This is a genomic window from Bradyrhizobium sp. Mp19 (assembly GCF_029952935.1).
GTDB lineage: Bacteria > Pseudomonadota > Alphaproteobacteria > Rhizobiales > Xanthobacteraceae > Bradyrhizobium > Bradyrhizobium elkanii.
On record NZ_JASAUT010000002.1, the window covers coordinates 456,320 to 471,396 of the forward strand.

The window sequence follows — 15,077 nt, forward strand, 5'->3', positions numbered from 1 at the left end:
GCTGATGGTTACCCGCTTGCGAGTGCGCGGCTCGTCGCCAGAAGGCCTTCCGCTACTCTCGCGACAGCCAGGCCCAGCAGCGGAGGGACAGCGTTCCCCACCTGCTTCAGCTGCTGCCACTCGCTTCCATGAAATATGAAGCCGTCATGAAAAGACTGGAGACGGGCGGCTTCGCGGACCGTGATCCAGCGGTCGTAGCTCGGGTGAATCCATTCGGACAAGTCGCGGTGCATTTGCGCGAGGATGGTGTAGGACGGCTTGTCAGGATCGAGCCGGCGCCATTTATGGCCTCGCGTGCCGTTCCAGAGTTCCTTGGGCAGGGAATCTCCTCTCGCGCCGGGCTTGAGCGCGGCAAGAATGGCCTTGCGGCGCTCCTGGATTCCCTTCGTATGATGGTTGAACAGCTCGTCCGTCTCCAGCCGGCGCCGCTTCTGCTGCGCGGAGAGGAGCGGCTGGTCGCAATCCAGCCGCATCAGCTTTTGATAGTCGGAATAGCCGTTCCGCGGCTTGCGCGGATAAGGGAGCGGGCCGTCATCTGCGGAGACTTTTTGCGGGAGGTCCGATAGCGCCTCGCGCACCGTTACAATGGCACTCGCCTTCTGGCCGTTCAGCAGCGCCGCCGCCGCTTCGGCGATGTTCCCCTCGAATTCCTGGTCATCTCTCAGTCCGAAGATGAAGACGCGGCGTCGGTCCTGCGGCACGCCGAAGTCGGACGCGAGCACGGGAACAACTGCCGTCCGGCGATAGCCTGCGGCAGCAAACGCCGACAGAATCTTAGATTTGAAATGGCCGTTCTTCATCGCGACCATGTTCGGCACGTTCTCCATCACGAACGCACGGGCCTTTACCGTCCGGCATATGCGGACAAATTCCTTATAGAGAGCATTGCGCGGGTCCGAGAGGTCGCGCGGGCCGATCTGGCTGAAGCCCTGGCAGGGCGGGCCGCCATACACAATGTCGATCGGCTGGTCCGGAAGCGCGCGGCCTCGCCCCTTCAGGAAGCCCCCAATATCCCCCTCGTGCAATTGGACTTCCGGGAAGTTTGCCGCATGTGTCCTGCAGGCCTGCGGATCGGACTCGACCGCCGACACCACCTGCCAGCCGGCCAGCCGCGCGCCCTCGCAAAATCCGCCGGCGCCGCAGAAGAGCGAAATCGCCCTTATTGTCACGAGACGACTTCCCCGGCCTTGCACCCAGGCTGTTGCGCCGCCACGTTAGCCCAAGCGCTCATAACAACTCTTCCCCCCGATTCGCGTCTTAATTGCACTCTAGCGGCAGCGCCGCCGGGAGGCTTGTAAAGGTTCGCCTGCGCTCACAGGAGACCAGAGAAGCCGCCGCAAGGTCGGGAACGGAGAGCTTCGGCGCACTCTTGTCAGGATCTATCGGCAAATTACCTCCCGCCGCGGCCTCGAAGCTATGAGCAGCCCTTTGGCAACCACCGCAGCACATGATACATTTCCTCGGATGAAAGCTCAAGCGACCCGAGGAACTGTATCGGCCGAGCCCTGCACCCAGCGCGAACGGCTCGCCATGCTTCTGCGCGAGCGGGGCATCGCCCGCCTGGCCGAAATCCGCCGGGCTGGCATCACTGCGGCCACCGTCTCCCGGCTGGAACGGGAGGGCTTCGTCACCAGGCTCGGGCGTGGACTCTATCAGCTTGCGGACGCCGCCCCTGAAGGAAATCATAGCCTTGCCGAGGCCGCCAAGCGTGTGCCCAAGGGCGTTATCTGCCTCGTCTCGGCCCTCGCCTTCCACGGCATCACCGATCAAATGCCGCGTCGGGTGTGGATCGCCATCGGTCCCAAGGACTGGAAGCCCCAGATCGACTACCCACCGCTGCGCATTGTCCGATTTGCCGACAAGTTTCTTCGCGACGGCGTCGAGACGCACGACATTGAGGGAGTCTCGGTCCCGATCTTCGGCGTGGCAAAGACCATCGCCGATATCTTTCGCCACCGCCGCTCCGTTGGGACCGACATCGCCGTCCCCGCGCTGAAAGAGGCGCTGCGCCAGCGTAAAGCCACCCCATCCGAAATCTCGGCTTGCGCCATGGGAAGCGGCGTCTGGAACGCGCTTCGCCCCTACCTCGAAGCGTTCACAGCCGATGGCTAAACCGCCGGCAAACATCGCCGCATCCGTTCGGGCGCGCCTGCTCAATCTCGCGCGGCGGACCAACCAGCCGTTCGACGTCCTTCTGACGCGCTTCGTTCATGAGCGCCTGCTCTACCGGCTTAGTCTCTCCCCCCACGCAGACCGCTTTGTCCTGAAGGGCGCCATGCTGCTCACCACTTGGCTGCCGGACACAGCCCGGGGCACGCGCGATCTCGATCTGTTGGGATTTGGCGATGCCAGTGAACAGCGCATCCTCGGCATTTTTCGCGAAGTGCTGGCGATCGCCGGCGACGATGGCGTCGCCTTCGATCTCGATGCGCTGCAGGTCGGACTGATCCGGGAGGAGCTGGAGTATGGCGGCGTCCGTCTGCGGGGTGCAGCCTCGCTCTCCGGCGCGCGCATCGCCGTCGTTGTCGATATCGGCTTCGGGGATTCCGTGGAGCCGGGCCTTGAGACGATCGACTATCCCGCGCTGCTCGACCTTCCGGCGCCGAGGCTGCGTGCTTACGCGCCCGAGACGGTCATCGCAGAAAAATTCCAGGCCATGGTTGCGCTCGGCCGCGCCAACAGCCGGATGAAGGACTTCTACGACATCTGGATCCTGACTAAGATATTTGATTTCGTGCCGGATAGACTGGCGCGGGCTATCGCAGCAACATTTGCGCGCCGGCAAACCACGGTTCCCACGGCTCGGCCAGACGCGCTCACGCCGGCTTTTGCTGAAGATCCTTTGAAGCAGCGGCAATGGGCGGCCTTCGCTTCCGATATCGACAATGCTCCCAGGCAGCTCGCATTGGTCGTGGACGATCTTGCGCCTTTTCTCATGGAGGCCGCAGCGATGGTAGACCGTCAGCCTCCGGCATAACTGCATCCGGACCCACGCTTGTCAGCTCGCCTGGGCTGACTTCGACAAAGCGGGCAGCCTCCCGGTCGCGAAAAATGCGCCGTATGGGCTATACACGACCCTTTCCAACGCATTTTGCGAAACCACCCCCACTACCCCTTCTTCGATCACGGCAATCTACGAGCGCGGCGCCAAGTCGATGGCCCATCATGTGCGCTCTTATCTCCATGCCGCCTTTAACTGGGGCATGAAGTCCGAAAACGACTAGCGGCAGCAGTCCGCTCGTCGGTTCCGGCCGAGCGTGGCGCCGCCAACTACATCGACAACCTCGTCAGTCAACAGAACGGTCGCTTCCTCGCTCCGTGGGAGGGTGACATGCTGAAAGCCTACTTCGCCCACGTGCGGAGTCCACATGGCCATGGCGCGGGGAGCCTGCCGGCGCCTACGCTTACGTCCCATCAAACAGATTGGGCCATCGAAACGGCGATGGCATGGATCAACAACCTCGCCCGCCGCTCATGATCAAATCTGCGCGGTCGCGACATAGGTGCGATTGGCGATGACGAACTCATGCAATTGCGTTGGCGGCATCGCGTTCCAGCGATGACCGAGCGCAACGGCGAATGCCGCCGGCCCCGCAAAATAAAACTGAATCCCCTGAGGTCGTAGGCGCGCGACCGCGGCGTCTGCCGACCGCTTGATCGTCGAGACACCGGCCTGCGCGGCCTTGGCCGATGAGACGGGTTCATCGAGAAAAAGCCTCAGCACCGCCTCGCTGGGGACTCCCATCGCTTGACCAAGATTCGCCGCGGGATCGCGTAGAATGCCGACCGAAATGACGAGTTGATCACCATGCAAGGCCATCGGCTGAGCGATCTGCCAAGTTGGCACCGTATCGCTCGTTGAAGGCCGATCATCGGTCGCCCACGCGCCCTCGCGCGTCGGGATCTCAAGCTCGAACCCTATCGCTGCACGCAGCGACCAGCCGATGACGATCGCAGTTGTCAAACGATAGGATCCACTGAGCGCGATCCGCGGCTCGGCATGGCGACGAAGCCAACGCGCCGTGCGATCCAGAGGCGCAACGAGATCAGCCGCCCATTGCGCGGCAGGTGGAAACTTTCCTTCCCGGCCAGAAAGCCCACTGGCATCAATTTCCAGGCTACGCTCGTTTGCCTCGTTTCGATCCGATCGAACGTGCAGCGGGAAGCTTTGCGGGAGCGGGAGCCGTCTGCCCAAACCCTCTTCGATCGTCTGGAGCAAGACCGCTCGCCCGAGTGGCAAGCCGATCGATCGCCGCGCCAGTCCGCTCAGCGCTTCGAACACCTCGGCGACCCTCTTCTGCGGCGCGTCGAGCGAAGGATAAGTCCGGTCCAGCTCAACTCCAAAAGTCGCCAGTGCAGCATCGCGATCCGGCAGATTGCGCTCGCTGACCTCGACCGACTCGGCGATGAACGCCCCTAACGAAGCGCCATAGGTCTCAACGAGCCGCCTTCGCAGTTCAGCGTCGCTTGCCGCCATCATGTCGGCGAACGGCGCGTAGAACGGACGCGCCTTGCGGACCCGGCTTGGATCCCGTGCGAGCCAGGCGATGGTGGGTGGCAGTCGCGGCGTTACCAACGTGTGAACACGCGCCGCGTGCGGGAAGGCGGTTTCAAATTGCGAGAACGTCTCAAGGACCTCGCGCACATCTGCTGGCGCCAACGAACCGGCTTTCGCCTGGAAGCGCTCGAGCAACCGCTCTCTTGGCGCATGGGGGGCAAAGAACCGGGCTTCCAAGTCCTCCAGGCCTTCAAAAATGATCTGCTCGCAGGCGGGGTTCGCCAGCCAGGCCGGTAGTCGCGCAAGGCCATCCCAAAGCTGATAATCGAACCCATCCTGGGCAATGACGCCCCCCATCCCGCGCGCGTCGGTCAGCGCCGGTGCATTCTCATTGCTGCTCAAGTTCAATCTCCAGGGAAACCGTGCGCTCGCCTCCTTGCGGATCAAACACCCACGCACCAGCCGTCAGCGTTTCCGTATCGAGCCGTACGATCATTAAAACGGCAAAAGTGCCGACAAACTGCGAGTCCCGAACAAGGTCCCGCATTGTCGCGACATCCGTACCACTTGGCTGCACAGCAAAGCTCGGATGACTGTGCCATTCGCCGATATAATTGTACCTCGTATATCGATGCTCTGTTCGATCGAAAAACCGAACTGCATCTCTTGCAGCCTGCAGCAAGTCGACAATAAAACGGGCGATCGTGCCAGGCCGAGACTGCACAGTCAGCTCCGTCACACGAAAGTCCGACGGTGCGAGCTGTTCGCCGAACAATTGACCGCCGATTTCCCTGACGCCCGCGCGCTTAAGAGCCGCGACAAGCGTTCCGGTCTGATCAGCCGGGAGCGCTATCTTCACCAAGCCACTCCCTGAACAGTTTCAGCGCGAACGACCGAGCCTCCGGATCGTCAGCGGCCGGGATGCGCTCCCCGCGCTCGCCCACATTGAGGCGGATTGTGTGGCCATGCCCGTCGAACAACCAAGCCGCTCGGTATCCCAGCAGCAGCCAAGCTGAATCGAGCGACGGCGGATTGCCGTCGAGTGTGTCGAGGATCACGCGCGCCGCGTGGCCGGCAGTCATCGTGACGGCGGCGTCATCGGCGGCCACGGGTGTCCCATCCTCCGCAAGCATCTCGTAGCGCCGCGGACCCGCCTCTGGCGGTTTGACGCCCTGAACATCGCACCAGGACAAAAACGTCGCCCGACCCTCGACGAATGGCGGATCACGGCTCGGCACACAGGTTGCAATCAGGGCACCGAGACCGCCTTCGAAAACCTCGACCGACACAAACACCCGGTCATTCGCCTCCGCTATAGCCGCCAGAAACAGTGCGGTCGCTGGATCGCCTGTCGCATCGACTATGACGTCCCCCTCTGCGACCGCCTCGACCTGCCATGCATGAGTCTTTGCCGACCGCTGCCAATTCAAATTGACGTCGATCGTCCTAACGTCTGCGCCTGGCGCGATCCCGAGAAGCCGCCGTTTCAGCCCGTGGACCTTGCGGAAGCCGATATCATGCCAATCAAGCGCATGACGCTCCAGATTCCCAGGCAACAGGACGTCGCCGTCCACTAAGGTCAGGCGATAGACACCGGAGCGCAATATTGCCTCGGCGATCTTGGATCCAGCCGAACCGGCACCAACAATCGTAACACGCTTGGCCGCGGCCTCCGCTGGCCGCGCCGACCGCGTACCGTCTTCGTCAGGCAGAACGAAGACCCGGCGACGATGGGTGCCCCCGGCGGCGATGAGATGAACTACTTCAAGCTCCGCTCCCTTGAAGATGACGACGCCAGCGGTCGACTCCGCGACCACCGCCGCCGTCTCCGGATCGAAGCCGGCGGCTTGAACCAACTCTGCTCGGTCGAGCACCCCCGCCAACGGGGCTGGCGCATCGGACACGTAGACCGGCACCTCGAAACGCCAACTGTTGAGGTCAGGCCCCGGCGGCCGTCGGGGCAACCGTCGGTCGTCATCGTCGTGAATCATGATAGGCCACACATCATCGTTAGCCATCCACCGCAGCGCGCTAAGGACATTCGCGACGCCCGCCCGGATCCTTGCGGCACAGCCCGAGCCGATCAGAACGGGATTGGCACCCCAATCGTAGGCCTGCAATTCGCCGACGTCGTGCGCCGACGGCGCCCGCTGCTCACCCTCTCCAAGAGGGTTCTCGAGTATGAGAAGGTTGTGCGCGCTGCGGAGAACATCGACGCCAGTCGCACCCGGCGTCCAGTTGTCGGGCCGCAGTTCCAGGCAGAGTGTCCCCTTGCCGTACTGATGAGTTGTCCAGCGAATCTCGCCTTGCGGTTCCACCCAAGCCGGAACCTCCGGATATTGATCCGGATAGGCCAGACGGACCGGATAGCGGTGCCCGTGCGCTACCAGAATGCCTTCCGCGCTCAGTCTGCCTTCGTGGAATCGCCAGCGCACGAGCTCATACCAGGTCTCGTCACGCGCAAGCGCCTCGATTGCGGCTTTCTCGGCTGCCAGCCTCGGTGAGTCAGTCAGCCACCAGAACTTCAAGCGAAGCCACGCGGCTTGTTGGCAGGCGCTGCCATCGCACTGGGGAATGAGTAGCCAGCCGCCACAGGTGGTGCTGCGGCGAAGCCACCGTAAGATGCCGCCTTCGCCACGTTCGCGGTCGCCTTAAATCGATCGCCGAAGACGCGCCTCCATTGGCGCGTCGCTTCCTCCATGTCATCTGCGTCCTGCGCCCGACGCGCAATGTCGGCGTAGACACGGACCTTCTCAATGAAATCCTTCCACTGAGGGACTGTCACCTTGCCGAGAATGTCATTCGACTGATCCGCAGGATCCGCGATGAAAGGTTTCTGGTCCATCGAGGCGAGAAATCCGTACGCATCATGGATATTCTTGAGAAGCTGTGCGAACGCCTCGCCATAATGCGTTTCTGCACCCGGCGCGTGGACCGAAGCGAGCACTTCGAGCACAAAGCCTTTCGGACGCCGGCCACTGGGGTTCACACGGCGCCACCACTTCAACAGCTTCACAAGCGGCTTGAAGCGGCCGTCGAACCTCTCGTTCTGTTTCGCACTCCACGAGGTATGAACTGGTGGGTTGGTGAACTTCCAGGTGCCGTTGTCGCGGTCCGGAATCATGTATCCGTTCCACGTCTGCACGACCGGAACGATATCCATATCCGCCTGCCAGGTCTCGACCCGCACGGAGCGCTTATTGATCCGCTCCACGGGGTAGCCATCGTCACCATCTTCCAGCGCGCGGCAGACCTCCTTCAGCACGTCATCGGGATGGTCGCTGGTCTCGAAATTCGTGACGATGATGATGTCGACGTCCGGCCGCTCCTCCCCGTCAGTCGATGTCCGCGGTCGGATTGACGTGCTCCGCGCGTAACTACCCGACAGGAAGCTCGAGACGTACCTGTCCTTGAACTTTTCTTGCTTTCGAAGGTGATCCCGAATTCCAGTGTGACCGCCGGATGCCTGGGACTTCGTGGTTGGGCTTGGCTCGATGTCTGCGAGCAGTTCAGTAAAGCGCGCCTGCGGAACTGGCATTTGCCCCCCAAATGGGGCACTGCCCCCGTATGTTCGCCGTTCGTTCAAATCTTGGGGATGTTCAAGCTGGCGTGCAAGTATCGTGCTCCACCACCAGAGCCAAAATGCACTGTTTTTCGCATAATTCCCAGGCCACGACGACCGAGGAGCCGCCGTCAGAGCGATATGGCATCAGCAGCTTGGTCCAATCCCGTTGTCCGTCTCCCGAATCTCCTTGACTCTAGGTCTCGAAGTTAGAACAAATAGAGAACATGACCGTTATCGTGCCTCAGGAGGTGAATTACGAGCGTGCGGCCCGAGCCCGCCATAGAATCGTTGCGCGCTCAGATCGAGAAGATCGAAGGCAGAAGCCGGCGCGTGAAATCGGTGCTCCCGTTCGGGATCATCGACATCGACTCGCGCCTTCCAGGCGGTGGGCTGACGCTCGGCGCGCTCCACGAGATTGCCGGCGGCGGTAACGGCGCGGTCGATGGCGCGGCAGCAGCGCTCTTTGCCGCCGGGATCGCGGCTCGAACCAAGGGCAAAGTTCTCTGGGTCATCACGCGGCCCGATCTCTTCGCGCCGGCGCTGGCCCAGGCAGGTCTCGCACCTGACCGCGTAATCTACGTTGAAGCCGGCAACGACAAGACCGTGCTCGCCTGCATCGAGGAAGGTCTGCGCCACGGCGGGCTCGGTGCTGTCGTCGGCGAAGTGGCACGGCTCGACATGACCGCATCACGGCGGCTCCAGCTCTGTGCGGAGGGAAGCGGGACGATAGGCATCGCATTGCGCCGGTGGCGTCGCCAGACCGATGCTGCCGATTTTGGCCAGCCCACGGCCGCAGCAACCAGATGGCGCGTCGCCGTCATGCCCTCGGCAGCCCTGCCGGTCCCCGGCGTCGGCCGCCATCGCTGGCTCCTGGAGCTGATCCGCGCCCGTGCGGGCGAAAGCGCAGATTTTGAAGTGGAGGCGTGTGATGACTCGGGTCGTCTCGCTCTTCCTGCCGAGTTGGTCCACCGACCGGCTTCGGCGGAAGGCTGGCGACGCAGCGCCTCCGGCTGAGGCGCCGCTCGCCCTGACAGGCCGTGACGGGAGAAAGCAGGTGGTGCTGGCGGTGGACGCTGCGGCACAAGCCGCCGGGGTGCGCGTCGGAATGCCGGCGACGAAGGCGCGGGTCCTCGTCCAGGGCCTCATCGTTCAAAATCACGACGCGGTCGGAGACGTCCGGGCGCTCGACCGCCTCGCGCTGTGGATGCTGCAACGCTACGCGCCGATCGTCGCCGCCGATCCTCCGGACGGGCTCGTGATCGATTCCACCGGCGCCGATCACCTCCATGGTGGCGAAGACGCCATGCTCGCCGGCCTGATCGACCGGCTTGCCGCATCCGGCGTGCAGGCGCGCGCCGCGATTGCCGATACCTGGGGCGCGGCGCACGCCTTGGCTCGCTACGCCGCCCGGCCTGCGCTGGTCGCACCGACAGGTCACGGAAGCGCGGTCCTGGCGGGCCTGCCGCTCGCGGCCCTTCGTTTGCCAGCCGACATGATCGCGGCGCTCCATGTCCTCGGCTTCGAGCGCATTGGCGATCTGCTCGCGCAGCCGCGCGCGCCGCTTACCTTGCGCTTCGGGCCGCAGCTCGGCCGCCGCATCGACCAAGCCCTTGGGGCGCTCCGCGAGCCGATCGACCCGATCCGGCCCGACGAGCTGATCCAGGTAAAGCGCAATTTCGCCGAACCTATCGGCGCGGCCGAGACTATCGCCCGCTACATCGGCAAGCTGGTCGTGCAACTCTGCGCCGAGTTAGAGGCGAAGGGACTCGGAGCCAAGCGCCTCGATCTGATCTGTTACCGCGTCGACGATCGGCTGCAAGCCGTCCGCGTCGGCACCGCCATGCCGGTGCGCGAGGCAAAGCGTCTCACGCGGCTCCTGACCGACAAGATCGAGACGATCGAGCCCGGTTTCGGCATTGATATCCTCAGCCTGACGGCGACGCTGGCCGAGCCGCTTTCTGAAAAGCAGACGCTGACGTCGATGGTCGACGACGGCGTGCCGGACGTATCCGATCTGGTCGACACGCTGATCAACCGGGTTGGCGAGCGCAGCCTCTACCGGGCCGCGCCAGTCGCGACCGAGGTGCCGGAGCGCTCGGTGTGTCGCATCGCGCCGATGGCGCCGGACACGGGCGCGACCTGGCCTGGCCATTGGCCGCGGCCGTCGCGGCTGCTCGCATCGCCCGAGCCCATCGAGACGATGGCGTTGTTGCCAGATCATCCGCCGGTCGCTTTCACCTGGCGGGGCATCCGACGACGCGTCCGTCACGCTGACGGGCCCGAGCGCATCCGGGGTGAATGGTGGCGGCGCGATGCCGAACTGACCGCCGTGCGCGACTATTTCCGCGTCGAGGACGATGCTGGCGAGCGCTACTGGATTTTCCGCTCCGGCGATGGCGAGGACCCCAATAGCGGCTCGCAGCGCTGGTTCTTGCACGGGGTGTTCGGATGACCGGCCCATCCCGCTATGCCGAGCTTCAGGTCACCTCGCATTTCTCATTTCTGCGCGGCGCCTCGTCCTGCGAGGAGCTGTTCGCCCAGGCCGCCATCCAGGGCATCGAGGCGGTCGCCGTGGTCGATCGCAACTCACTCGCCGGCATCGTGCGCGCGTTCGAAGCTGCCAAGACGACCGGCGTGCGTCTTATCGTCGGCTGCCGCCTGGATCTTGCCGACGGCGCCTCCATCCTGGTCTATCCGACCGATCGCGCCTCCTACGGCCGACTTTGCCGGCTGCTCTCGCTGGGCAAGAAGCGCGGCGGCAAGGCGAAGTGCATCCTCGAATGGCCCGATCTCGTCGCCTACAGCGACGGTCTGCTCGGCATTCTCGTTCCCGATGAAGCCGATGAAAACTGTGGCTTGCGGCTTCGCCGGCTGCGCGACGCGTTCCGCGACCGGGCCTACCTCGCACTGACGCTGCGCCGCCGGCCGAACGACCAGCTCCGCATCCACGAGCTGTCGAACATGGCCGCGCAGATGCGCGTGCCGACCGTCGCCACCAACGACGTGCTCTACCACGCGCCTGACCGGCGAATCCTACAGGACGTGGTGACCTGCATCCGGCACGGCATCACGATCGACGAGCTGGGCGACCGGCGCGAGTACGGCGACCGCTACCTGAAGCCGCCGGAGGAGATGTATCGGCTGTTTCCCCGCAATTCCGAGGCGGTGGCTCGCACGATCGAGATCGCCGCGCGCTGCCGCTTCGACCTCACGGAACTAGCCTATCAATATCCGGAGGAGCGCGACGACCCGACGCTCACCCCGCAAGAGACGCTGGAAAAACTCACGTGGGAAGGCGCTGAAGCGCGCTATCCCGAAGGCGTCCCGGATAGCGTCCGGGCGTCGCTGCAGCACGAGCTCCGCCTGATCGAGAAGCTGCGATATGCGCCATACTTCCTGACGGTGAACAGCATCGTCCGCTTCGCCCGCTCGAAGGACATTCTCTGCCAGGGGCGCGGCTCGGCCGCCAATTCCGCCGTCTGCTACGTGCTCGGCATCACCTCGATCGATCCCGGCCGCAACGACCTTCTGTTCGAGAGGTTCGTAAGCGAGGAACGGCGCGAGCCGCCCGACATCGACGTCGATTTCGAACACGAGCGGCGTGAGATCGTCATGCAGTGGGTGTTCGACACCTACGGCCGCGACCGCGCCGCGCTGTGTTCGACGGTCATCCGCTATCGCACCAAGGGCGCGATGCGCGATGTCGGCAAGGCGCTTGGCCTGACCGAGGATCTCATCAAGACGCTCTCTGGCCAGATCTGGAGTTGGTCGGAAGGCGTCGAGGACAAACACGTCGAGGCGCTCAACCTCAATCTCGGCGATCGGCGCCTGCGCCTGGCGCTCGACCTCGCGCGTCAGCTCATGGGCGCGCCGCGCCATCTGTCGCAACATCCCGGTGGATTTGTTCTCACGCACGACCGGCTCGACGAGCTGGTGCCGATCGAGCCCGCCGCGATGGTGGATCGCCAAGTGATCGAATGGGACAAGGACGACATCGACGCCTTGCGCTTCATGAAGGTCGACGTTTTGGCCTTGGGGATGTTGAGCTGCATGAAGCGCGGCCTCGACATGCTCGCCGACCACAAGGGCATCAATCTTGACCTCGCCACGATCCCGGCCGAGGACCCGCGCACCTACGCGATGATCAGGCGGGCCGACACGCTTGGCACATTCCAGATCGAATCCCGCGCGCAGATGTCGATGTTGCCAAGGCTGAAACCGCGGACCTTCTACGACCTCGTGGTGCAGGTGGCGATCGTCAGGCCCGGGCCGATCCAGGGCGACATGGTGCATCCCTATCTGCGTCGCCGCGAAGGCTTGGAGCCCGTCGTCTTCCCGAAGCCCGAGTTGGAGAAGGTGCTGGGAAAGACCTTGGGCGTGCCGCTCTTTCAGGAGCAAGCCATGCGCGTCGCCATTGAGTGCGCGGGCTTCACGCCCGGCGAAGCCGACATGCTGCGCAAGTCGATGGCCACCTTCAAGTTCACCGGAGGCGTCTCCAGCTTCAAGGAGAAGCTGATCAAGGGAATGGTCGAGAACGGCTATGAGCGGGATTTTGCGGAGGCCACGTTCAAGCAGCTCGAAGGTTTCGGCTCCTACGGATTTCCGGAGTCGCACGCAGCCTCTTTTGCGCTGATCGCGTATGCCAGCGCCTGGCTGAAATGCTGGCATCCGGACGTCTTTTGCGCAGCGCTGCTCAACGCCCAGCCCATGGGGTTCTATGCGCCGGCGCAGATCGTCCGCGACGCGTTGGAGCACGGCGTGGAGATCCGGCCCGTCTGCGCCAATGCCTCACGGTGGGACTGTACGCTGGAGCCGACGGACGACGACGGCCGATTTGCCGTGCGCCTAGGGCTGCGCATGGTCAAAGGTCTAGCCAACGCGCACGGAGCCACGATTATCGGCGCGCGGGCCGACAAGCCCTTCGCCTCGATCGATGCTCTCTGGCGTCGCGCAGGCGTGCCATCAGCCGCTCTGGTCCAGCTCGCCGAGGCTGACGCCTTCCGTCCCGCGCTGGGGCTCGCCCGTCGCGAGGCGCTGTGGGCCATCAAGGCCTTGCGGGATGAACCGCTGCCGCTCTTCGCCGCCGCATCGGCGCGCGAGGCCGAGATCGTGCCGGAGCTCAAGGAACCGGCCGTCGTGCTGCGCCCCATGACGGCGGGCAGCGAAGTCGTCGAGGATTATGGACACGTCGGGCTGACACTCCGAGCGCACCCCCTCAGCTTCCTGCGGGAGGATCTTCGCCGGCGGCGCATCGTCACCTGCGCCGAGGCTATGGCGACGCGCGACGGTCGCTGGCTCGAGGCGGCTGGCATCGTCCTCGTCCGCCAGCGCCCGGGCAGCGCCAAGGGCGTGATGTTCATCACGATCGAGGACGAAACCGGCATCGCCAACCTCGTGGTCTGGGCCAAGGTGTTCGAGGCGAACCGGCGTGCCGTTATGTCAGCCAGCATGATGGCGGTCCGAGGCCGCATTCAACGCGAGGGCGACGTTGTCCATCTGGTCGCCCAGCGGATCACAGATTTATCGGCCGACCTCGCCAGCGTCGGCAGCCGCGAAGCGGCGTTTCCGCTGCCCCACGGCCGCGGTGACCAAATCCGCAACGGCGGCTCCGGTCCCGATCCGCGCGAGCTGCCGCCCAAGGGGCTGCGCACCCGCGACATCTATGTCCCCGACCTGCACATCGACACGATAAAAGTGCGCAGCCGCGATTTCCACTAATCGAAATTTTGCCAAGCCTCGGATAAGCTTGGCATCAGCGTGCAGGCGGAGGGAATCCGGAATCGGGCAGCGTGAAACGCTTCCGACGGCAAGGATTAATCCAATGAAGAAGTAACCGAAAACATCTCGGGGCGTAGAGGGGGTCTCAATTGCTCGAACGTATCCAACTGCTTCGCAATATCGGGCAATTCGACTCGGTAAATGCCGGCGCTCAACTCCCGCTCGCCAAGCTCACATTGATCTATGCCGAAAATGGTCGAGGCAAGACCACGCTCGCGTCGATACTGCGATCGCTCGGGACGGGCGTCGCCGATCTTGTATTGGAGCGCCAAAGGCTCGGAGCCGCGAATCCGCCGCATGTCGTGCTCGGCATCGCAGGGACAACCGTACAGTTTCATAACGGGGCATGGCCGGCGCCAATGCCCGAGATCGCGATATTCGACGACGCTTTCGTCGCGGCCAATGTCTGCTCGGGCGTCGAGATCGGAGCCGGCCACCGTCAGAACCTGCATGAGCTGATTCTCGGCGCCCAGGGTGTCGCCCTCAACGCCGCCCTCCAGGGCCACGTCGCTCGCATCGAGGAGCATAACCGAGCTCTCACCCAAAGGAGCAATGCCATCCCCGCTGCCGCCCGTGGCGACATGGAGGCCGACGATTTCTGCGCGCTGCCGGCGAACCCCGATATCGACGCGGCGATCGCCGCCGCCGAACGGAATCTGGCGGCGGGCCGCTCAGCGGAGGCCATCAGACAACGGCCGGAATTCCAACCGCTTTCGCTTCCCAGCTTCGACCTCGCCGCGATAAACGCATTCCTGGCGCGCACGCTTCCGGACCTTGAAGCCGAGGCTGCAGCGCGTGTCAGGGATCATCTACGCAGCCTTGGACGCGGTGGAGAGGCGTGGGTCGGCGACGGCATGACGCGCATCCGGCCAGCATCCGTAGGCCAGGACCACGAAGTCTGCCCGTTCTGCGCCCAGGATTTGGGCGGCTCTCCAGTTATCCAGCACTATCAAGCCTATTTTAGCGAGGCGTATCGAAATCTCAGGACGGCGATCAACGATGCCGGACAGGGCATCAACACGATACATGCCGGCGACGTGCCTGCGGCCTTCGAAAGAGCCGTGCGGGTCGCCGTGGAAAATCGCACCTTCTGGAACGCCTTCACCGATGTTCCGGAAGTGAATATCGATACCGCCGCAATCCTCCGCGCCTGGACCTCCGCCCGACTCGTCGTGTAGCCATCTCGTTCTGTGCGCCAAGGAGTTGCCAGACATATTTGTCTTCCTAAGACCGCTT

At 63.8% G+C, this 15,077-nt stretch carries 11 protein-coding genes; 6 read left to right on the forward strand and 5 right to left on the reverse strand.

From position 1 onward, the window contains the following. Positions 1 to 8: 8 nt before the first annotated feature. Positions 9 to 1,193 carry a DNA cytosine methyltransferase gene (locus QJT82_RS04965; protein WP_281446622.1) on the reverse strand — a complete coding sequence of 395 codons (1,185 nt, stop codon included), beginning with the start codon at positions 1,191 to 1,193 and terminating at the stop codon, positions 9 to 11. Between the two features lie 337 nt (positions 1,194 to 1,530). Here QJT82_RS04965 and QJT82_RS04970 point away from each other — a divergent pair, with 337 nt between their 5' ends. Both QJT82_RS04970 and QJT82_RS04975 read left to right on the forward strand, forming a co-directional pair. Beyond that, on the forward strand, positions 1,531 to 2,112 hold the full coding sequence (locus tag QJT82_RS04970; protein ID WP_264641835.1) for a type IV toxin-antitoxin system AbiEi family antitoxin domain-containing protein: 582 nt from the start codon (positions 1,531 to 1,533) through the stop codon (positions 2,110 to 2,112). Then, positions 2,105 to 2,977: a nucleotidyl transferase AbiEii/AbiGii toxin family protein gene (locus QJT82_RS04975; RefSeq protein WP_264641836.1), complete on the forward strand. Its 873-nt coding sequence runs from the start codon at positions 2,105 to 2,107 to the stop codon at positions 2,975 to 2,977. Before QJT82_RS04970 ends, QJT82_RS04975 begins: the two co-directional genes overlap by 8 nt. 501 nt (positions 2,978 to 3,478) lie before the next feature. Here QJT82_RS04975 and QJT82_RS04980 read toward each other — a convergent pair. Genes QJT82_RS04980 through QJT82_RS04995 form a run of 4 tightly spaced genes read right to left on the reverse strand, consistent with a single transcriptional unit; the run spans position 3,479 to position 8,036 of the window. Continuing rightward, on the reverse strand, positions 3,479 to 4,900 hold the full coding sequence (locus tag QJT82_RS04980; protein ID WP_264641837.1) for an SAVED domain-containing protein: 1,422 nt from the start codon (positions 4,898 to 4,900) through the stop codon (positions 3,479 to 3,481). After that, on the reverse strand, positions 4,887 to 5,357 hold the full coding sequence (locus QJT82_RS04985; RefSeq protein WP_264641838.1) for a Mov34/MPN/PAD-1 family protein: 471 nt from the start codon (positions 5,355 to 5,357) through the stop codon (positions 4,887 to 4,889). The genes QJT82_RS04980 and QJT82_RS04985 overlap by 14 nt, the downstream gene beginning before the upstream one ends. After that, a complete protein-coding gene (locus tag QJT82_RS04990; RefSeq protein WP_264641839.1) occupies positions 5,335 to 7,026 on the reverse strand; it encodes a ThiF family adenylyltransferase in 1,692 nt (563 codons plus the stop codon). The genes QJT82_RS04985 and QJT82_RS04990 overlap by 23 nt, the downstream gene beginning before the upstream one ends. Beyond that, entirely contained in the window at positions 7,023 to 8,036 is a 1,014-nt protein-coding gene (locus tag QJT82_RS04995) for a nucleotidyltransferase (protein ID WP_264641840.1), read from the reverse strand. The genes QJT82_RS04990 and QJT82_RS04995 overlap by 4 nt, the downstream gene beginning before the upstream one ends. Positions 8,037 to 8,324: 288 nt before the next feature. On the opposite strand from QJT82_RS04995, the gene QJT82_RS05000 reads away from it, so the two are divergent. The 4 genes from QJT82_RS05000 (at position 8,325) to QJT82_RS05015 (ending at position 15,019) form a co-directional block, all read left to right on the forward strand. After that, positions 8,325 to 9,077: an ImuA family protein gene (locus QJT82_RS05000; RefSeq protein WP_264641841.1), complete on the forward strand. Its 753-nt coding sequence runs from the start codon at positions 8,325 to 8,327 to the stop codon at positions 9,075 to 9,077. Then, positions 8,992 to 10,515, forward strand: a complete 1,524-nt coding sequence (locus QJT82_RS05005) for a DNA polymerase Y family protein (protein ID WP_264641842.1) — start codon at positions 8,992 to 8,994, stop codon at positions 10,513 to 10,515. Before QJT82_RS05000 ends, QJT82_RS05005 begins: the two co-directional genes overlap by 86 nt. Continuing rightward, positions 10,512 to 13,781: an error-prone DNA polymerase gene (locus tag QJT82_RS05010; RefSeq protein ID WP_264641843.1), complete on the forward strand. Its 3,270-nt coding sequence runs from the start codon at positions 10,512 to 10,514 to the stop codon at positions 13,779 to 13,781. Before QJT82_RS05005 ends, QJT82_RS05010 begins: the two co-directional genes overlap by 4 nt. A gap of 149 nt (positions 13,782 to 13,930) precedes the next feature. Then, a complete protein-coding gene (locus QJT82_RS05015) occupies positions 13,931 to 15,019 on the forward strand; it encodes a hypothetical protein (RefSeq protein ID WP_281446623.1) in 1,089 nt (362 codons plus the stop codon). The last annotated feature ends 58 nt before the right edge of the window (positions 15,020 to 15,077 follow it).